Annotated in this window: 19 protein-coding genes; 6 read left to right on the forward strand and 13 right to left on the reverse strand. The window is 34.7% G+C overall.

Annotation, left to right across the window (positions count from 1 at the left end; translation table 11 throughout):
• Positions 1-29: 29 nt before the first annotated feature.
• From WKH56_RS32440 to WKH56_RS32490, 11 genes are all read right to left on the reverse strand, one after another.
• The gene (locus WKH56_RS32440) at positions 30-1,196 is read right to left on the reverse strand and encodes a glycosyltransferase family 2 protein (protein ID WP_342837534.1); all 1,167 of its coding nucleotides are present in this window, start codon (positions 1,194-1,196) and stop codon (positions 30-32) included.
• Between the two features lie 138 nt (positions 1,197-1,334).
• Positions 1,335-1,970, reverse strand: a complete 636-nt coding sequence (locus WKH56_RS32445) for a sugar transferase (protein WP_342837536.1) — start codon at positions 1,968-1,970, stop codon at positions 1,335-1,337.
• Positions 1,970-3,085 carry a DegT/DnrJ/EryC1/StrS family aminotransferase gene (locus tag WKH56_RS32450; RefSeq protein WP_342837537.1) on the reverse strand — a complete coding sequence of 372 codons (1,116 nt, stop codon included), beginning with the start codon at positions 3,083-3,085 and terminating at the stop codon, positions 1,970-1,972. Before WKH56_RS32450 ends, WKH56_RS32445 begins: the two co-directional genes overlap by 1 nt.
• Positions 3,086-3,122: 37 nt before the next feature.
• Positions 3,123-3,761, reverse strand: coding sequence for an acetyltransferase (locus WKH56_RS32455; protein ID WP_342837538.1), 639 nt, complete (start codon positions 3,759-3,761; stop codon positions 3,123-3,125).
• 61 nt (positions 3,762-3,822) lie between these two features.
• Positions 3,823-5,643, reverse strand: a complete 1,821-nt coding sequence (locus tag WKH56_RS32460; RefSeq protein ID WP_342837539.1) for a polysaccharide biosynthesis protein — start codon at positions 5,641-5,643, stop codon at positions 3,823-3,825.
• An 87-nt stretch (positions 5,644-5,730) separates the two neighbouring features.
• Positions 5,731-5,874, reverse strand: coding sequence for a hypothetical protein (locus tag WKH56_RS32465; protein WP_342837540.1), 144 nt, complete (start codon positions 5,872-5,874; stop codon positions 5,731-5,733).
• 505 nt (positions 5,875-6,379) lie between these two features.
• A complete protein-coding gene (locus WKH56_RS32470; protein WP_342837541.1) occupies positions 6,380-7,075 on the reverse strand; it encodes a CpsD/CapB family tyrosine-protein kinase in 696 nt (231 codons plus the stop codon).
• Positions 7,059-7,802 carry a YveK family protein gene (locus WKH56_RS32475; RefSeq protein ID WP_342837542.1) on the reverse strand — a complete coding sequence of 248 codons (744 nt, stop codon included), beginning with the start codon at positions 7,800-7,802 and terminating at the stop codon, positions 7,059-7,061. Before WKH56_RS32475 ends, WKH56_RS32470 begins: the two co-directional genes overlap by 17 nt.
• A 451-nt stretch (positions 7,803-8,253) precedes the next feature.
• Positions 8,254-8,466, reverse strand: coding sequence for a hypothetical protein (locus tag WKH56_RS32480; protein WP_342837543.1), 213 nt, complete (start codon positions 8,464-8,466; stop codon positions 8,254-8,256).
• A 489-nt stretch (positions 8,467-8,955) separates the two neighbouring features.
• Positions 8,956-9,186: a hypothetical protein gene (locus WKH56_RS32485; RefSeq protein ID WP_342837545.1), complete on the reverse strand. Its 231-nt coding sequence runs from the start codon at positions 9,184-9,186 to the stop codon at positions 8,956-8,958.
• 176 nt (positions 9,187-9,362) lie between these two features.
• Entirely contained in the window at positions 9,363-9,563 is a 201-nt protein-coding gene (locus WKH56_RS32490; RefSeq protein WP_342837547.1) for a helix-turn-helix domain-containing protein, read from the reverse strand.
• Between the two features lie 356 nt (positions 9,564-9,919).
• On the opposite strand from WKH56_RS32490, the gene WKH56_RS32495 reads away from it, so the two are divergent.
• Complete coding sequence (locus tag WKH56_RS32495; protein WP_342837549.1) at positions 9,920-10,219, forward strand: hypothetical protein; 300 nt, start codon at positions 9,920-9,922, stop codon at positions 10,217-10,219.
• Positions 10,220-10,546: 327 nt separating this feature from the next.
• On the opposite strand, the gene WKH56_RS32500 is transcribed toward WKH56_RS32495, so the two are convergent.
• Entirely contained in the window at positions 10,547-10,786 is a 240-nt protein-coding gene (locus WKH56_RS32500; RefSeq protein WP_342837551.1) for a helix-turn-helix domain-containing protein, read from the reverse strand.
• Positions 10,787-11,072: 286 nt separating this feature from the next.
• Between WKH56_RS32500 and WKH56_RS32505 the strand changes: the two genes are divergently transcribed.
• Positions 11,073-11,594 carry a hypothetical protein gene (locus tag WKH56_RS32505; RefSeq protein ID WP_342837553.1) on the forward strand — a complete coding sequence of 174 codons (522 nt, stop codon included), beginning with the start codon at positions 11,073-11,075 and terminating at the stop codon, positions 11,592-11,594.
• The gene (locus WKH56_RS32510; RefSeq protein ID WP_342837555.1) at positions 11,581-11,745 is read left to right on the forward strand and encodes a hypothetical protein; all 165 of its coding nucleotides are present in this window, start codon (positions 11,581-11,583) and stop codon (positions 11,743-11,745) included. Before WKH56_RS32505 ends, WKH56_RS32510 begins: the two co-directional genes overlap by 14 nt.
• A gap of 284 nt (positions 11,746-12,029) precedes the next feature.
• Here the strand turns inward: WKH56_RS32510 and WKH56_RS32515 are convergent, their stop codons facing one another.
• Positions 12,030-12,614 carry a MerR family transcriptional regulator gene (locus WKH56_RS32515; RefSeq protein ID WP_342837557.1) on the reverse strand — a complete coding sequence of 195 codons (585 nt, stop codon included), beginning with the start codon at positions 12,612-12,614 and terminating at the stop codon, positions 12,030-12,032.
• Between the two features lie 800 nt (positions 12,615-13,414).
• On the opposite strand from WKH56_RS32515, the gene WKH56_RS32520 reads away from it, so the two are divergent.
• The 3 genes from WKH56_RS32520 (at position 13,415) to WKH56_RS32530 (ending at position 19,464) form a co-directional block, all read left to right on the forward strand.
• A complete protein-coding gene (locus WKH56_RS32520; RefSeq protein ID WP_342837559.1) occupies positions 13,415-13,546 on the forward strand; it encodes a hypothetical protein in 132 nt (43 codons plus the stop codon).
• Positions 13,547-13,724: 178 nt separating this feature from the next.
• Complete coding sequence (locus tag WKH56_RS32525) at positions 13,725-15,695, forward strand: primase C-terminal domain-containing protein (protein ID WP_342837561.1); 1,971 nt, start codon at positions 13,725-13,727, stop codon at positions 15,693-15,695.
• 697 nt (positions 15,696-16,392) lie between these two features.
• Entirely contained in the window at positions 16,393-19,464 is a 3,072-nt protein-coding gene (locus WKH56_RS32530; RefSeq protein WP_342837562.1) for a TraM recognition domain-containing protein, read from the forward strand.
• Positions 19,465-19,468: the final 4 nt, after the last annotated feature.

Below are 19,468 nucleotides of genomic sequence, written 5' to 3' on the forward strand. Positions count from 1 at the left end.
AGATATATTCTACCTATTATTAAAATATTTTATCTCGTACTTTCTGCTTTTTCCCAGAAAGGTTTTGCTTTGCCTGTAAGTATATTAAATACACCCACCCATTGAGCCATGACTGTTACACAATAGTAATAAATTAGAGTTAAATATTTGTTGTCTGATTTAGTGAAAACCCTAATTACTGCTAATAAATAAAATAAAACTTGTCCTGTAAACAGTGCAAAATAAAATTTAGATTCTTCCAAGAGCAAGGCGCTAGTTATTAATAGGACTAAATGAGAGATCCATAATAAATATCTACATGTTCTATGTCCAAAATAAAAATAAGAAAACCACTTATACTTGAATATGTTAAGTATTCTTAAATCCGGTAGTATGTGTTTTAAGATAATTCTATTCATTCTTACTTTTCTTCCAAATTCATCTTCTATTACTTCCCCAGCCTTCTCATAGGCTATTGCATCATGGTTTGCAATAGCTCTTTTTCCTTGTAGAGCATAATAAGGAGGCATTGCACTATCGTGACATTCAATGGGATTAAAATCATGATAATCATTAGTTCTACATGCATATAAAGCTCCATTACCAGCTGTTATAGTCTGTATTTTTCCTTCAATTTCCCGAATAGCTAAATCACTGTCCCAATAACTTGCCTCAGCTCCGCTAACATCGCTCGAGTTCTGATTTATAATTGAAAGTCGCCCAGAAACATAAGCAATCTTATCTGAAGTAAAAGTAGCCATAAGTTCTTTAACTGCATTTTTTTCTAATATAGAATTAGCATCGGTCATAACTAGATAATTGCTTGTTACTGTTTTCTGAGCTTCATTCTGAGCATTTGTTTTTCCTTTGCGATCTTTTACTTCAAAAAGACGAATCTTATGTTCTTTATTGTCATTTATAAAGGTTTGAACTATCTTATTAGTATTATCAGTGCTGTTGTCTGATGAGATTAAGAATTCTATTTTATCTTTTGGATAATCTAATTCTATAATATTTTTCAACTTGTCTAGTATAACCTTTTCCTCATTATGAGCGACTACCATAACCGTAACTGTAGGTTGGTGAGTATAGTCCTTTTCTAAATTTCTCTCTTTAACTACCTTATTAATCATTTTCAGAGAAAATGGATAACCAATCATGGCCCATACTATGATAAATGCGCTTGCGAAAAGTAGAATACTATATAAATAAATCATATATTTCCTCCTGGGATAACCAAGTATTAATCTTTATTGATAGTAATTGATACTTTATCTAAATTGTTAATATAAATTTGTAGATTCCTGCATTACTGCTGTTAAATGTCTTATCGAACTTAATAAGACAAAACCTCTTTAAGAGTTGTCCTTATTTCCCTCAAAAGCCTCTACTGTTGCAGCAGTTTCTGAATTAATACCTTCACGGATAAAAACTTTTTTAATTGTAAGAAATATAACCTTAATATCCAGAATGAAATTTACGTTTTCCACATATTTCACATCTAAATCAAATTTATCTTTCCAACTAAGAGTATTTCTTCCATTTACTTGTGCCAATCCAGACAAACCTGGTCTTACTTCGTGACGGCGCTTTTGGTGCTCATTATATAAAGGCAAATATTGCACTAATAAAGGTCGGGGACCCACTAATGACATATCACCTTTTAGAATATTAAATAATTCAGGTAATTCATCCAGGGAGGTAGATCTTAAAAACTTTCCAAACTTAGTAAGCCTTATATCATCAGAAAGTAGTTTTCCATCTTGCCCACGCTCATCTGTCATTGTCCGAAATTTATACATGAGAAATACCTTTTCATTCATACCAGGTCGCTTTTGTTTAAACAGCACAGGGCTCCCTAATTTTAATCGAACGAATAGTGCTATGATTAAAATTAAAAAGCTTAAAAAAATAATTGCAGTTAATGATAATGTAATATCTAGAAGCCTTTTTATGTACTTTTTATAAATACCATTGCTAGACCCTTGCATTATTGATACCACAACTTTTTAATAGCATTTACAACCCTTATCAAATCGTTTGATGTCATCTTCGTATCACTTGGTAAGCATACACCGTTTTTAAATAGTTTCTCTGACGTTCCATTAAGAACACAATCATAATTTGCAAAGAAAGGTTGCATATGCATAGGCTTCCATACAGGTCTTGACTCAATATTCTCTTTTTCTAGTGCCTCCATAATATCAAGGGGTCTTACTTGACCGTTTAAAGTTATGCTACTTAACCAATAGTTTGGTTCATCCCATTCGTTGCTAGGCATAAATTCTAGTCCATCAAGATTTTCTAAGTGCTCTTTATAAAAAGAGAAGATTTCTCTTTTTTTCTCTACTCTCTGATTTAAGACCTTTAACTGACCTCGACCAATACCTGCAACAACATTACTCATACGATAGTTAAAACCTAATTCACTGTGTTGATAATGCTTTGCCAGATCACGACTTTGTGTAGCCCAAAAACGAGCTTTGGCAACTTTTTCTATATTGTTTGAGACAAGCATCCCTCCACCAGAAGTTGTAATAATTTTATTACCATTAAATGAGAAGATACCATAGTCTCCAAAAGTACCTGTATGCTTTCCCTTATAATAAGTCCCTAGACTTTCAGCTGCATCTTCAATTAAGGGAACGTTATGTTTTCTACAAAGCTCTGTAATTTTGTCCATATCAGCTGATAGGCCATAAAGGTGGACAACAATAACAGCTTTTACCTTAGGATACTTTATAAAAGCCTTTTCTAGTGCTTCAGGGCACATATTCCAAGTTTCTTCATTACTATCAATAAAAACAGGGGTAGCATTTTGATAGATTATTGGATTTGCCGTAGCTGAAAAAGTAAGTGTCGGGCAAAAAACAATATCTCCAGTTTCTACTCCAGCTGCTTTTAAAGCGAGATGAATGGCAGCTGTTCCAGATGATAAAGCTGCTGCAGATTTTGAACCTATTTTATTTGCTAACTCTTCTTCAAACTTGTTTACGTTTTCTCCGAGAGGAGCAATCCAGTTTGTGTCAAAAGCTTCTTTTACATATTCTTTCTCATATCCTTCCTCACTCATATGAGGAGAGGAAAGAAAAATTCTATTTTGCATATCAAGGACTTCCTTTCATTTTCAGGTGCGTTCTATTTTATTTAAATGCTGTGAATTCTCTTTTTATAGTTGCTGGTACACCTGCGACTATAACATTGCTTGGTACATTTTTAGTAACAACTGCTCCAGCTGCTATGACTGAATTTTGACCAATATTAATATTATTTATAATAGTGGCCCCAATACAAATCCATGTTTGCTTCTCAATTTTCACAGTGCCACCGATATGAGTACCAGGAGATATATGAACACCATCTTTTAATGTACAGTCATGGTCAATGGTAGAAGCTGTATTAATGATACAGCTTCTACCAATTGTTGTGTCTGGGTTTACAACTGCTCCTGCCATAATTACAGTACCTTCTTCTATAGAGCTTTTTGCGCTTACTATACTCGAAGGATGAATGAGAGTGGGGATTTTGAAACCATGATTACTTAATCTTTCTGTCCATTTAAGCCGAGCAGCGTTGTTACCTACAGCTACAAATGCATATTTAAATTCGTCTGTTAATGTAGGTAAGTCAGCTAGTCTACCTACTATAGGAATTTCTAATACTTCTGAAATATCTTCCCTGTCATCTAGAAAAGCTATCTCTTCCCACTGATTCATGAGTTGGGCAATTTCAGATACTACTTTTCCATGACCACCTGCACCTAAAATTAATAGTTTATCCACAATATTTTACTCCTTATTTTATGAAAGATGGTATTACTCTCTTCTATAATGAAGAAACAAACTAATTCATACTTTGTGCAAGTATTCTTTTATGATTATTAGCCAAGTTTAATACATAATTTCTGGTATACTCTGTGTCATAAACTTCATAATTACTAATTAACGTTGTAACCTGAGAAAAATCTACTTCTACCGATTTTCCAACAAAAATTTTGGGGAAAATCGCCTCGTCATGTACTTCATCTTTTCCTAAAAGCTCTTCATACATTTTCTCTCCAGGTCTAATTCCTGCATACTTGATCCCAATTTCTTCTTCTGTATAACCGGAAAGTTTAATTAGGTTCTTCGCTAAATCAACAATCTTAACAGGCTCACCCATATCAAGGACAAAAATTTCTCCACCGTGAGCAAGTGTTCCTGCCTGCATTACAAGTCTTGAAGCTTCCGGAATCGTCATAAAATAACGCGTCATATCAGGATGCGTTACGGTAACCGGACCACCAGTTTGAATTTGTTTCTTAAATAACGGAATTACACTACCACGACTACCAAGAACATTTCCAAAACGGACAGCTACAAACTTTGTCTGGCTATGTTTATCTAATTCTTGAATCACCATCTCTGCAATTCTCTTCGTAGACCCCATAACATTTGTTGGGTTAACAGCTTTATCGGATGAAACAAGCACGAAAGTGCTAACCAAAAATGTATCTGCCGCTTCCGCCACGTTTTTGGTTCCAATCACATTATTTTTTACGGCTTCTGTTGGATTATATTCCATTAAAGGAACATGTTTATGAGCAGCAGCATGATAAATAACATCTGGTTTATACTTTTCCATCACATCAAAAATTCGGTTACGATCCTGTACGTCGGCAATTATAGGTATAATTTCGAATTCACCTTTATATTTGTTATTTAGTTCCATATCAATAGAATAAATTGAATTTTCTCCATGACCAAGTAGTAATATTTTATCTGGTTTAAATTTACTTACTTGTCGGCAAATCTCTGAACCGATAGACCCTCCTGCACCAGTTACAAGGATTGTTTTTCCAGTTATATTTTTTGATATACTTTGAATATCTAGCTCTACTGGGTCACGTCCTAATAAATCTTCAACCTGTACGTCTCGAAATTGATTCACAGATACTTTACCTGTAACTATGTCCTCTAGCATAGGCATAATTTTTGTTTGTGCTTTAGTTTTGCTACACTCTTGATATATCTTTTGAATTTCATGCTTATTAAGTGATGGAATTGCAATAATAATATGTTCAATTCCATTACTATCTACAATCTCAGGAATATTTTCCGTTTTTCCAAGTACTGTTACACCGTAAATTTGAAGTTTTTGCTTTGACATATCGTCATCTACGAAAGCAACTGGTTTTAGTTCGCTATCATTATTTTTTAATAATTGGCGAACAAGCATCGTACCTGCTGAACCTGCTCCAATAATAAGTGCATTCTTTTTTGTCACATTTGATTTAATAAATCGATATCTGACTATCCTCCAGGAGAATCGAGATCCCCCAATAAGACACATGTGTAAAAGCCATGTGATGAATAAAACTCGAACATATACATGCCCACTCACAAGCAACTGAACAAGAGCTGCGGTTCCAAGAGATAATGTAATGGCTTTAACAATCGTAACAAGCTCTCCTACACTTGCATACTCCCAGGCCTTATGATACAAACGATAAATGAATGCAAACACATGATGACTTATAAGTAAAGTCAAAGAACTAATTGTTATCATTTCTAAACTATAAGTATTAACATAAGGATTTAAAATATAATATCCACTAAATATTGAAAATAAGACAATAAGTGAATCCATCCCCATGAGTAGTGACACTCTTTTTGAGTAAACCAACTTGACCCCTTCTTTACATGAAATTTTGTTATAAAAAATATTTTGTTAAATAATATATGTACTTACTAAATAGACATCTGAAAATGTCTATTTAGTACTATCTATTTTTCTCTTAGCAATTGCATCATTTATTACTTTCTGAATATCTACCAGTTTGTCTAACGGTGCCTCTTGATAGATATAGCGAACTGTTTTTTTTATTGTTTTTGGAAATTCATTAAAATTACTCATAGGTGTCTCCTAACTGCAAATTAAGTATGGGAAATTTAAGGGGATTTTCACACTTAATCCTATTTGGTACTTGCTTGTGCATAGGTTGACTTTGTTTTAGAAGCTTAGTATTCTATTTTTTTACAAGTTAAGGTATTTTCTTAGGGTGTTTTCCAACTCAATTATTCTCTCTCAATGTACAAGAATCTGTGTCACGCCTTTAATTACATCTCAAACAAAAGATTTTTCGTATAGTTTGAAATATATCTAAAAGACAACCTAACATATAGGTAGTTTCTGAGATGAAGCGCTAGAATATCCCCCCGCTCAAAAACATCTAACAACAATTAATAAATTCTTGGCCGATGTTTTTGAGTAGCAATTATCTTGGTAACCCCTTTATGCGATGCTAGCCTTATCGTATTAACTGCATCTACCATGACCAACGTACTATCATGGTATCTATAAAATTCCTAAAAATGTAAAATGGGCTAATTACCACTAACGAGCTTTTTTTAGATTATTTTTATTTTTCGTTATAATAGTAAAGAATATTTTGTTCTTTTTTATTGTTATTTACAACTCCAAGGATTTTTGCTTTTGCATTTTCAAGTAGTTCCTTTGCTTTTCTTGCAGAATCGATCTTTGTATTTCCGCTACTGATAACGAGAACCACTCCGTCAGTTAAATTCCCTAATACTTGTGCGTCTGTCACAGCCAACACTGGTGGTGAATCAAGGAGGACAAAATCATATTTGTTCTTTACCTCGTCTAATAAAGCATTCATGCTTTTTGAACCAAGAAGTTCTGAAGGATTGGGTGGGATTGGTCCACTTGTTAAAATCCATAAATTCTCTTGGCTAGATGCTTTCACAGCTTTCTGCAATGTTGCTTGTCTACTTAGAACATTTGATAATCCAACATGGTTCTCCGTATTGAATGTATAATGAACAGTAGGTTTACGTAAGTCAGCATCTATTAACAAAACACGCTTTCCTTGCTGAGCAAATACAACAGCAAGATTAGAAGTTATCGTTGATTTACCTTCACCAGGTTGGGGAGACGTAACCACTAGGGCTTTTAAATCCATATCAACGTTTGAAAATTGAATACTTGTACGTATTGTTCGAAATCTTTCAGCTATTGACGATTTTGGATTCGTTAAGGAAATTAAACTCCTATTACGTAACTGTAAAATTTTACCTTTATCTTTGCGAGCCAATTGAATCACCTCTTGTTTCGTTAATTCTCATTTTGCTTTTGTTTTCCTTAGTGGCTTGATCTAAGTTCATAATATTTATCGTTCCTAGGACAGGAAGGCCAAGTTGGTCTTCAATATCTCTGTCTTCTTTAAGTGTGTTATCTAAATATTCAAGTAAGAATGCTACACCTACACTGGCCATTAGTCCAATTACTAAAGCAATGGTCATATTTAATACAGGGTTAGGTTTAATCCGCGAGCCTAATTCGGCTTTTGCTAGAATGCTTACATTATCAATATTCATAATAGTTTTAATTTCACTCTGAAATGTTGTTGCAATTGCATTGGCAATATCTTTAGATTTTTGTGGATTTTCATTTTGTACTGTAATATTAACAAGTTGTGATTCTTGTTCGTTTGAAACAGAAATTAATTTATTTAACTGTCCAGAAGTCATCTTTAAATTTTCCTTTTTAATGACCTTATCTAAAATTGCTGGACTTTTAATGATAGCATTGTAAGTAGTAATTAATTGAATATTAGTCTGTACTTCATTAGGACTATAAACTGCATCTTTACTTTTTGCATGATTTACAAGAATCTGTGTTGAGGATTGATATATTGGCGTTAAAATAAAGTAACTAGCTATGCCAGTTATGGTAGTGAAAATTGCTGTAATAACGATGATAAATAAGAGGCGTTTCTTTAATAGTTGAAACGCTTCTTTCAAGTTTAGTGGTTCTTTCATGATAGCCTCCAATAAATTTATTTCCTTATATTTAAAAAAGATTAATTAGTAAATGAAAAATATACTCCCCCATCTCACTCATAAGGTATTAGAATTGTTAATCGTTTTGATCATCATTCGAGTTTAAGATAGTAATCTAAAATAAATTCTTCAGAGGTTACTATTTTATAAAATGATATATTAAAACTATAATAAGTATCCAAATAGGAATAGCGAAGGCTAATCCCCATAAACATCCCATCATAAACCTGTTTTTTTGCATATGGCACTCCTACATAGGTAAAATAGTTACTTCCCTGAACAATTTTATGAATTAGTTAAGACTAAGATAAAACAGAATTTTTTTTGAAATGAATAAAATTATTTTAATGTTCATTCAAAAGAAGAGCGTTGAAATTCCCATTATTCAAGCCGACAGGACTAGAATGTGAACAGTAGCTGTGCTAATTTGTTAATTTAGTCTAGCTTTTAAATCCTCTAGACTTAAATTAAGCAGACGGACACTTTTTTCTTCTTGTTTCTTTAGATACATTTCTTTATACTTGTTTTCTATTAAGCTACAAACTATATCTTTCATGGTTTTATCGTACTCTTCTGATATTTCAGATAACATTTTTTTTATAGAAGGATCAGCATCTATTACAATTCTTTGAGTTACTGGCATATCAAATTCCCCTTATTTTGATATTTTTTTACAACTTTTTCATTATAATGTACGTACGTAGGATATTCAACCTCTTACCTAAAAAAATTACAATTATTCTCATATAATGCTTGATAATAGAAGTGAAAAGCAGGAATATAGGTACGAAAGGTAAAGGGACAACTTTAATGAAAGCATCCTTAAAAGAATAGTGAGTGATACTTTCTTTAAACTATATGTAGTAGAGAAGGCCTAAGAGTAGTTAATTAATCTCTTTATTTTATAAATATAACAATCAATATATTTTTAAATGCTTTATATTTGCTTATAGTGTTAATATTATTAACTTTCTTAATACTTAAATTGGAATTTAGTGAAGAGCTTAAAAGAATTAAAACTGCATGCAACGTAGCCAAAAAAAGACACTTACATACTCTTAATTCTCATTTAATTAAAAGTACGAAAATGTCTTTATTATTCTAGTATTAAATGTTAAAAGAGAGTGTTTTATTACTTTGGAGAAATAGACCCTCCAGAAAATATTTTATGCAATCTTTGTGTTTTAAATTTATCGCAACCTTCATTGGTTTTCACTTTAATTTTATGTTCTCCACAATACTTTGAAATGTTATTGAAAAAACAACATTTGGCACAATTTTTTCTAATATCTTCAGTTATATTAATTCCAGCTTTATATTTATAAAATTCCCTTATTTCTTTTTTACTGATACCTTTTGACAAAAGTTTTCCCTTCTTTCTAATCGATCTAACAATATATTAAGTATTAGCTAGACTAGACTAATGAATAAAAAACACTTCCTGCCCTTATATTGTTACTAGTCTATACGTAAAACAGCATCCTAGCGTAATTATAAATTAACTTTCTTAGCTTTCTACTCAACTGAAAAAGTGAAACGTCATTCTTCTATTTCAAATAATTTCTCTACTGATATTCCTAGAGCTTTAGCAATACTAAACAAATGCCAATCTAAATGTTGTTCGTTTTTGTCAAAACGAGAAATGCTTGCCTGTGGGATTCCTGTCATTTCTGACAATTGTCCTTGTGTAAGACCTCTTTCTTTTAGTAGCTCTCGCAATCTGGGCTTTATAGTTACCATGTTCATTCCTCCACCTTAATTTAAATACATTATACAATAGTGAATTAATTTTGTTAAACTGATTTACAATCCTTAATCCACTATCGTATAATGTATTAAAGTAAAAGGTTAATTTTAGTATGTTTCAAAAAGCAGGTGAAAGAAAGTTGCTAACGCTTAGTTTTACGCCATTTTCTGAAGTGTCCTAACGAAATGTTGAAGACTATGATTTATGAATAATGATGATTTTGAAGAAGAATACGAATAGTTTTTAGTAATGTTGGTTGGAGTGAAAATTTTCACGTGTGAAGAATTAGGGATTTTTACTACACTTTTAAATTTTAAATGTGTAGTAAAACCAAGAAGGAGCTGGTTTTGTGAAAGGGAAAAAAACAGAGCCTGGGTATCTTGCAAAACAAAAAGCAAAAGGAAAAACGTATTTATTTATAAAAAAAACCTATCGTGAAGGAAAAAAAGTGAAGAGTAAATCGTTGTATAGTTTAGGGGCCATGCCAGAAGCTCTTGAACGTCTTTATTGGCTTCGCGATCATCCAGACTATTTTCCAAAGGGTTTGGAGAAAGCAGGTTTTACACCTACTCATATATATAAATGGGTGCTAGCCATTGAAATACGCCAAAAAGAAAATGGAGCTCCATTTGATGTGTTTAATGGATAAGTTAAAAAGAAGTGAGAATTAAAAGTTAAACAAAAAACACCTAATCTTAAAATTAGGTGTTTTTTGTAAGTTGAAATTTATCGATTAGACGTCGACTATACAGCTATTTTATAAAAAAGGCATGTAGGTTTTATATTATGTACTCATAAGCATTTTCAATGATATATAAATTCATGTATTTACTAAGCTTTAAAGAGATTATATAAAAGTTTAAGGATTTGTTTATATACCCTGAAAAACTTTATATTAACCTAAACGAAACTTTGATGAAGCGTCAATTAAAAAACTTTAATATAAATGATGATGCATATTCTTAGTATTTAAATGTCAAATATCAAAAAAATCATGTATTTTCTTATTTTTATCAATTTCGCTGTTTATTACCTTCATAACTTTCTTTATTGTCACTAACTTTGGCGAATAATCTTTACTTTCGTTAACTAACTTGTTTATTGTGTTTCTATTTAAACCAGTCTTTTTCGCTAACCATGTAACACTAATTCCTTTAGATTCAAGGTACTTTCCCAATTTGGTTTTATAGGGTTTTCCTAAACCGAAAAAATTCATTAGTAATCAACTAGCTCCTTCATTTTAGTTTTTATGTATTAGCAGTATTTCCAAACTGCCTACAAAAATATACATAAATGATTATTTAAGTAGGCATAGTGGACAAGTATTGGCTCATAACATTTATTAAGACGTCAGAGCAAGACGTCATTGTAAACTAACACGAATGGAGCGAATTAAATGACAAAAGAATTAGCGATCTCGTTATTAAGTCGAAAAGACGTCGTCTATTTAACGCTAGAGGGTAAACAGATGTTAGAGGTTATATTAAAAGGAAAACACACGTATGAAGGGAAATAAGACGTCGAAAAATCAAGTAGGTACTTATCGACCAACGGTTCGGTATCATGCTATTTATCGTACATATGTAAATCATCTTTTTCAGGCCACCGAGTTAGACCGAAATCAAATTATGAGGTGTGCGCTTTTTACAGCAGCCCACAACCCTGTTTTCTTAGAACTAATGAAAAAGTATAAAATGAGTGACGTCCCTCTTCCCTCCTCTCCGTGGAAACAATCTTCCCACCAGTTATGGATGGAGCAAGAGCCTATTATTGAAGAGAAAGGAGGAAGGAAATGTGATAACAGTGAACGAAAAGGAGCGTCTCCAAATGCTCTTACACTATTTGGAACATCAACAAATAGCAGAACAATATCAGAAACAATTATTCAACCCAAACAGCCGCTCTTTATCAATGAAGAACAAACAGAGTCAAAGAGACGTCAGCAATCGATTGAGAGACGAACAAGGACGTTTCCTGCCGTACAATTATCAAACAATGGAGGAATACGACTTGATCTTAGATGAAGAGGTTCAGCAACAACGTAAGCTTAAAATAGAACCAATTCAAGGTTCTTATAATAGCTATTTGGTGGATGAAAAAGTAAAGAGAGATTGGAGTGGAAATATCTATTTAGCTTGTTTAGCAACGATTTTGGCCATTGCCTTTTTTATCTGACGTCTTCTTAGAATAATGTCGATATTTTGACCATAAACATATAGCATGAATATAGTTAAGACCGCCTTATACACTATGGATAATGGGCGGTCTTTGTTCAAGGTATTCATATTTTTATAGAAAAAAACCCTTGTCCTTAGTAGAACAAGGTTTTTTGTTGCACAGAATGGAATGAAATTACTCTAATGTGTTATTTTTTACTAATTATAAAAATTCTTTATTAATTTAAAAGTAAAGGTTACCGAAAAGCAATTGTATGTTTATGAATAATCACTTTTACAACTTTACTTACCTAATAATCGTTGTAACCAACCTTTCTTAGTAGGTTGTTCTTCATGCTGACTTACTGCGGTGAGCTTTTTACCCTCTAGCATCTCACGCATAGCAGCAGTGAGGTTTTCATTTCTTTCTTGTAAGGTATGTTCAATATAAGCATTTTGCTTAGTTAGTTGCTCTGCTAAGTTGATAAGTACTTCGTCCCGTTTTTTATCACGTTCCTCTAATTGATCAAGACGTTCTCTCATCCTTCTCATTTCATCAGCTAATATGGAATCAGCCCTTATTTCTGGAACTGGCTTGAATGCTTCTCCTCCAGTATCAAGGTATAAAGCTATCTCTTTAAGTGTATAATCTTGATCTCGGTTTAGCTGTTTAATTAATTGAAATCTTTCTAATCCATCTTTTTTAAAAATACGATATCCATTTTTCTTTTTTGTGAAAGGAATATAGCCTTCAAGTTCTTTTAACCAGTTACGTATGGTATGTGGCTCTTCTTCTAAAATCTCTGCTATATCTTTTATAATGTATTCACGTTCTTCTGTTTGCTCTTCAACAGCTTGGTTTTTAACTTGATTATCATCAGTACCCATGTTTTTACCTCTCTTCCTATCAATATAACTATTAAACTTATGTAAACTTGATTATCAGCACTCTAATAGTTGGAACCCAATTTGAAACTTATAGAGAACTATTATGTAACCAGGATAATATATCCTCTTTTTAAATTCAAAATCTTTTCATTTGTTTCTTTGCGGAGATAGTTACTTTAAATGTTACTACATATGTTAAAAGGTTGAAAGTGCCTATAATACACTTTTGGAATAGGGTTTGATAGATGAAAAAGATATACCAGTTAAACTTTAGTTGAACTAAATAATTAGAATTTTGATCTTTCTTGGTAATTTAATCAATTAGTTGAACTTGAAAGATGATTGTTGTGTTATATATGTTATCCTAGAGATTCGTAAGTTCAACTTAAAAGATATAAACCTATGTACATAGGGAATTACATGATCTTTAGTTTGACTTTAGTTTAACTAAAATAATCTTATGCTAATTATAACCTAGTTCTTTAAGGTATAATAAAACTTAATATATTTAAAAATAAAGTATCGTGCTTTAAAAACGACAAAACGCGTAGAATCTTTTAAGATTCTACGCGTTTTGAACATAGACTACAGCATTAAAGGTCTATTTCTGTAACATAATACTCGATAAATAATACGCCAGTGTTATAACATATGGTAAAGAAATAAGTCATTAAGAATCATCATAGGAGATAATAGTTTGTGTAATAAGTTATCAGATTATTTAGAATAAAATGGTTATTTTTTTTTATTTTATACTTGTAAAGTGGTTAAGTTTAGCAGTATCATAGAAGTACAACTAAATGAACGGAAAAAAGCAAAAAGCTCAAGCGATTAGAATCGGACGGCAATCCTATCTAATCGTTCACCGTAACGTCACTACGGTAAACTGCTGCTCAAGCTTTTCACTCAATGTACGTATTCAACGTACATAATGTATTTTCCTACTTGGAATTTTACTACAAGTAGAAAATATAATCAAGATAATATGAGTGATTAATTTGAACAGGTAACGCTAAATTTATAGAGTTTCTCTCTATGTAAAAGCGTCGTTTACCACTTAACGGTAAACGACGCTTTTTGTGTTTCCGAATAAATGGAGGGACACATGTAATGAGAAACCTTGCGCAACAAATCTACGGGAACCAGTTGACGGAATATTCAAAAAAACAAACACAAAAGCAAAAAAACGGTTACAGTAGCCATTTAGGGTGGGTATTCGTATCAAAAGACTTTACGAAAGAGAAGACAAAAGCTGTTCGTACCTATGGTTCGTTATTTAATGTCAGCAAAGACTATACATACTTTACGCCTAATACGTTTTATCGAAATGATCTACGTCGTTTAAGTACGCTACGTTGGATCAATGCGATGTCGATTGATATTGATGCAAAAAACGGTGAGAACGAGGGGATGACTCTTCCAGATGTGCAAGAGTTGATTACAGAAGCAGGACTTCCAATGCCTTCTTTAATCGTTCAAACGCCTTCTAAAGGGTTTCATGTTCACTGGTTTTTAGACCAGTCAAAACGGGCTTCGGACAAGTTAAATGCTCATTATAGCCGTATTCAAATATGCATCGCGGAGATGTTAAAAGGGGACGCAAATGCGATTGGTCCAGAGCGACTCTTCCGTTTACCAACGGATGAAAATACGGTCTTTCATTCACAAGAGCGCGTATCGTTTGATGACCTATGTGAATGGTTCCAACTGATTCAGGAACAAGATCAACAAGACGTACATACATACAAAAAAGGATTCTGCAAAGGCTATGAATCTCTTTTAAAACATCCTGCTGTTCAAAAGATCCTAGAAGGTGTAAATAAAGGTCAACGTGATACGGCTTGCTACACGCTTGCCTTAGCTTATAAGGCAGCTGGATACGATGAAAAAACAGCAGAAGCATACTTACATAACTGGAATCAAAAAAATATGCCTCAAATGCGCCAAATTGAGGTTAAACGAAAAGTAAAGAGTGCATATAAAGGCCGTTTCCATGCTCCATCTGCGAAAAAAATTCGCGAGTTATCGGGCATGCTATTTAGCTATGTCATTTGGGAAGAAGCAAAACCACGTGAAGAACGTATATATAGCCATATCCAAGAGTGGGAAGGCGACGTCTTAGCATTTGTTCGTGCGCAGGGAGGACGTGTATCAGGGGCACAACGTGATCTTGCTGAGCAAATTACGTCTAGTGTGAATGCTGAGAAGAAAATCCCTTATGCCACGTTTAAAAAAGTAATTGCTAGATTGGAAGAGCAAGAAATCCTTTTGAAAAAGGTCTCTGGTAAAGGAAGAGGGGCCTCAACAGAGTTATGTATCATTAACGAAGTAAAAGCCCGTAGAACGCAATCTGAAGCCTCAAAAAAAGAGCCATACACTGCTCCTAAAAATAATGGGCTCAATTCAAATACAATTAAAGATACGGTGGTGGGTGGGACGGCTCTATCGCTTTCTCAGGGTACAGAGTTTGCTCGTTCTTCTGAACATAGTATCTTAAATTTACCGTCCACGTATTCTACTAGTCTACAGACGGCACCTATTCCGGGGAATGTTCCTTCCTCCTTTACTAGTGCGTTGTTTAACAGGGGTTTTACAGATGGTCGTTTTATCTTTAGGGCCTGGGGGAAAGTTCAGTTAGCCTTTAAAGAGTTTGCTATTTCTTATTGTTCTATTTCGTCTACTCCGGATTATGTACGCTTATCCGTGGAGGCCGTTGGCTTAACGGTTCAGAAAAAGGGTTCTGTGATTGCAGGAGATTTCCAAGGAGAAGATGTCTTCTTTAAGTATCTCTTTGGGGTGATGAAAGGGCTGTTCAAGAAGCATCGATCTGCTCAACTAACTCAATTTGTGGAAGAGATGGAGCGTTTAAGTGACGTCATGTTGTCTCATGTAGGTATGGAGTTAGAAGAGATATTGGAGAAAAAGCATGTAGTGGATCGAGAGCTGCAGGTTGCTAAATTAAGAGAGATAGAACGTGAAGAATCGGCTCGCCAAAGACGCAAGCATTATACAAATCATGCTGTTTTTGATCTTACTTCAAGCTTGAATCAGTTCAAACTTTTCATGAAAACAGATGATTAACGTTCATAAAAAAAGCATCAAGAAAAGATCCAAAATCCTTTCTTGATGCGATTCACAAACGTAACTATTCTCCTTACAGAATAATCACTGTCATTGTATAAAAATGATGGACAAAAGGCAATCGCAACCTCGTTTTTGTCAATGTCTGATTAAAGCTTGAATTGGTATATGACTCAATAGGATAGCTCATACATAATTGACTAAATGTGCATATGTTTCGTGACAAATATGCATTAGGATGAAAGTAATAAAAATAGGAGGTTTTATTACAGTTTTGTTAAAAAATGTGACCTTAAAGGGCTATGTAGTAAAACTTCTACTAGGTATTAGGTTGTTTTCTCTGGAAATCCCTTGAAGCACGTGTAGGGAAGGAATATCATGGAAGTAAGCACTAAACATCCTACTTTTTTCAAGATACTTTTCCTGAGGTAACATTGATTACGTTAGTAATCATGTACCGATGGGAGAAGTCCTACTAGTACTCCTATTTTTAGTTGTATCATTCATTCGTATCGGCGGCGGGCGCACCTAGCGTCAACCCAACATGGCCTTACACATGCTGGAAACCATACGAACCGATGCACATCACCCTAGAAACGTACTTCACTACAACTCGGAACCTAACACCCTATGAACCTCGTTCCTCGAAAACTTCATAGCTCTTTTCCTTCCTCTCTTCGCAAGGAGGGGAAACAAAATGAACCAAAAACGATCTAAAAAACAATCGACCATCTTTGACGATATACTGGATCAACTGGTTGAACATCCACGGCAGGGGGGAGCGATTGCTGTTCTTGGTTTGGCTGGCGTTGGCATTTGGAAGAAAGAACTGCTTTTATCTCTTCTGTCATACCGCCCAGAAATTATTCAGCATGGGCTCACACTTTTTATTCACGGCATTCAATTACTACTGGCATTGCTGCTGCTATTTCTTGTGATCCGGTGGATATGCGCTGTCTTTCGCATTCAACGACAGTTTGAGTATGTTCAAATGCTGCCACACGCAGATGATGGCGTGTCGAAAGAAATGTTAGGACAATTAATGAGACGGATCCATGGAACAAAGCGTAGGTGGATGGAAAGGATCTTTCTTGGGAAGGAACGCTTTTCATTTCTCATTCACCACGTAGTAGATGAATCTGCAGGGATCCAATACCGTTTCTATATGGGAGCCGAAAAGAATCAGTTAGAAGCCATTAAGTCCAATTTTCAGAGTGTCTATCCGAATTTAACGTTCTTTCCGGCGGATGACTTAGAATTTCCAGAAAAAAAGGCCGTGGGTGGACGTTTGAAATTAAAAAGCAATAATTTGAAAAAGTCACTTCCTCTTTCACGGTATAAGTCAGATCAACTACCCGGTATCATTTCGCATATGAAGCCTGGTACATGGTTACAAGTAGGCTTTACCCCTAATGATGGGTGGAAGCTCCGAAAAGCCATCCAGAAGCTTGAAAAGGACTTAAAAGGGGATAGACCTCTCAGAGATCAGTCTGCATTTGATAAAGAGGAATTAGTAGGCTTAAAACATCGTTACTCAGGCAATGAAGTAGCTTTTGACTGTACAGTGTCCATGGCTTCCGAGTACTACCCTGGTGTACCTGTCGTAAAAAGTATGGCCAACGCGATTAATTCCGTTTTGCATCATGTGAATGAATTGAAGTACAAGAAGTGGAAAAAGGCTGTTCAATGGTATCCGACTATGAGTCCGTATCGTATGACATGGACGGGGGGAGAGCTTGCGAACCTCCTTCATTTACCTCACTTTGATGAACGAACCATTATGCAAAAGCTTGCGAAAGAGGTTCCCCATTCGAAACGTGGTGAAGAGCTTCTTCCAGACCATCTTTTGAGTTATGAAGAAGGGTCTGTTGATTTCGGTGTACAATATCATCCGTTTGTAAAAGATCGTACGATCAGAATTTTAATGAGTGTTCTCCAAAAGCATTGGTCCTTGCTGGGTGTGACGGGTTCTGGGAAATCCACTCTACTCAATAATGTATTGATGAGTTATGTTCATCAATTTATTAAGCAAGGCATGGAAAACAAACCATCACCTGGTTTCTCGTTTGGTGACCCTGCCAGAAATACGGCCATGATTTTATTGAATCAAATGTTGAAGGCTGAATATGATGGGGCCACCATTAACTGGGATAAAGTTCATTGGATCTCTTTTAAAGATACAGAATATCCACCGGCTTTAAACTTGCTTCATCGTTTTCCAGGTGAATCACCTGAACGAGTCACACAAATTGTCATGCGGATTATCGGTGAAAACTTCCAAGTGGCGAAACAAACGGAACGTCTTTTGGTGAATTGTATTAAAACGCTCGTATTGGACGTAGAAGGTCAACATACGATTTTGGGTGTAAAACCATTAGTGAATGATTTTACGTTCAGAAAACGGATTTTGAACCGTCTAGAGGATAATGTTGAAGCGTATGACGTATTAGATTTTTGGGAGAATGAAGCAGAAGATCTAATTGATGCTAGTCGCATTGCATTATTTAATCGTTTAGATACCTTTTCAGCTAATCCATTATTACGTCGGATGTTTGGCCAAAAAGAATTCACTCTTCCTATTCGCGAATGGATGGATGAAGGACATATTATCTTTTATGACTTTAGTGGATTAAGTGAAGAAGAAACAGGATTAATTGGTGGGTTTCTCACCTACTTGTATTACCGAGTGGCTGATACCAGAACGCCTAATCCTTTAATGCATCAGTTCGTGTTTGATGAAGCTGCCAGACTAGAGAAAATGACGATTCTGCCTCGTATCATTGCGGAACAACGTCAAAAAGGATTGTCGCTGGGAATTGGTACACAGTCTATGCATCAACTAGACCAAGAACTCAAAAATGCCCTAACAGAAGTTCAGGGAAATTTCTTTGTTTGCCGACAAGGGGCTGAAGGTGCAGCTGCAGCCAGTAAAATGTTCAGTGTTCAAGGCACCAAAAAAGATCAACCTCTTTTTTCAGAATCGTATTTTCGAAACTTGCCTGACTTAGTAACCGTCATTCGTACACAGGATAATGTAAATGGTGTGGATGAAATTGTGCAATGTGTGGCCAAGTTACCTCCATTAGATCGATATATGCCGAATGGAAAAAAAGCACGATACAAACATGCAACGGAAGAAGCGAAGGCAGATGCGTGGACAAAGGCCAAAGTAAAAGAGTTGTCATCTAAAAATGGCCATCATCAATCTGAAGTTGACGTCATGATTCGGGCTTATTTACAAGGTGAAACCTATGAACCAAAACAAGTGAAGAAATTACAGCCTAAGAAACCAAAGGCCCCGTTACAAGCGCAGCCAGAGGCGCCGATTTCCTTAGAAAAGAAAACGGATTCAACTATTGAGCCATCAAAGAGCATTGCTGCAGCATCTGCTGGTGAAGTTGAAACAAGTCAAAAAGAAAGTGTGAAGCAAGAGAATAAACATGAAAAAAGTTCTTTTGCGACGATTACCCTTTCAAAGAAACAGAGAAAACAGCCAGAACAGGAACAACCAATAGTCCATAGGCCTTTCAAACCTATGCTTACCCTTTCGTGGGGGAACTCTACCATGAAAGAAGAAACCCAAGGCACGAAGGAAACGGCGGCAGCTGTCGAGCCTGTTTCAGAGGAGAAAGAACAAATTCCAGAAATGGATTCTACATCGTTGGAACCTGCTGTGGAGCTTTCCAAGACAAAGATAGAAGATTTACCAATGGAGCCACAGCCTATTGTGTCACTACGAAAGAAAAAACCTTCAGAAAAGAATGAGTAGAGAT

The sequence above is a fragment of the Priestia sp. SB1 genome, from assembly GCF_038898415.1.

What these genes read in the sequence shown, in the direction of transcription:
- WKH56_RS32490 (WP_342837547.1), bottom strand. Translation starts at nt 9,563, where the DNA reads ATGGTAACTATAAAGCCCAGATTGCGAGAGCTACTAAAAGAAAGAGGT.
- WKH56_RS32515 (WP_342837557.1), bottom strand. Translation starts at nt 12,614, where the DNA reads ATGGGTACTGATGATAATCAAGTTAAAAACCAAGCTGTTGAAGAGCAA.
- WKH56_RS32520 (WP_342837559.1), top strand. Translation starts at nt 13,415, where the DNA reads ATGAACGGAAAAAAGCAAAAAGCTCAAGCGATTAGAATCGGACGGCAA.
- WKH56_RS32445 (WP_342837536.1), bottom strand. Translation starts at nt 1,970, where the DNA reads ATGCAAGGGTCTAGCAATGGTATTTATAAAAAGTACATAAAAAGGCTT.
- WKH56_RS32500 (WP_342837551.1), bottom strand. Translation starts at nt 10,786, where the DNA reads ATGAATTTTTTCGGTTTAGGAAAACCCTATAAAACCAAATTGGGAAAG.
- WKH56_RS32505 (WP_342837553.1), top strand. Translation starts at nt 11,073, where the DNA reads ATGAAGGGAAATAAGACGTCGAAAAATCAAGTAGGTACTTATCGACCA.
- WKH56_RS32465 (WP_342837540.1), bottom strand. Translation starts at nt 5,874, where the DNA reads ATGAGTAATTTTAATGAATTTCCAAAAACAATAAAAAAAACAGTTCGC.
- WKH56_RS32530 (WP_342837562.1), top strand. Translation starts at nt 16,393, where the DNA reads ATGAACCAAAAACGATCTAAAAAACAATCGACCATCTTTGACGATATA.
- WKH56_RS32450 (WP_342837537.1), bottom strand. Translation starts at nt 3,085, where the DNA reads ATGCAAAATAGAATTTTTCTTTCCTCTCCTCATATGAGTGAGGAAGGA.
- WKH56_RS32475 (WP_342837542.1), bottom strand. Translation starts at nt 7,802, where the DNA reads ATGAAAGAACCACTAAACTTGAAAGAAGCGTTTCAACTATTAAAGAAA.
- WKH56_RS32480 (WP_342837543.1), bottom strand. Translation starts at nt 8,466, where the DNA reads ATGCCAGTAACTCAAAGAATTGTAATAGATGCTGATCCTTCTATAAAA.
- WKH56_RS32525 (WP_342837561.1), top strand. Translation starts at nt 13,725, where the DNA reads ATGAGAAACCTTGCGCAACAAATCTACGGGAACCAGTTGACGGAATAT.
- WKH56_RS32440 (WP_342837534.1), bottom strand. Translation starts at nt 1,196, where the DNA reads ATGATTTATTTATATAGTATTCTACTTTTCGCAAGCGCATTTATCATA.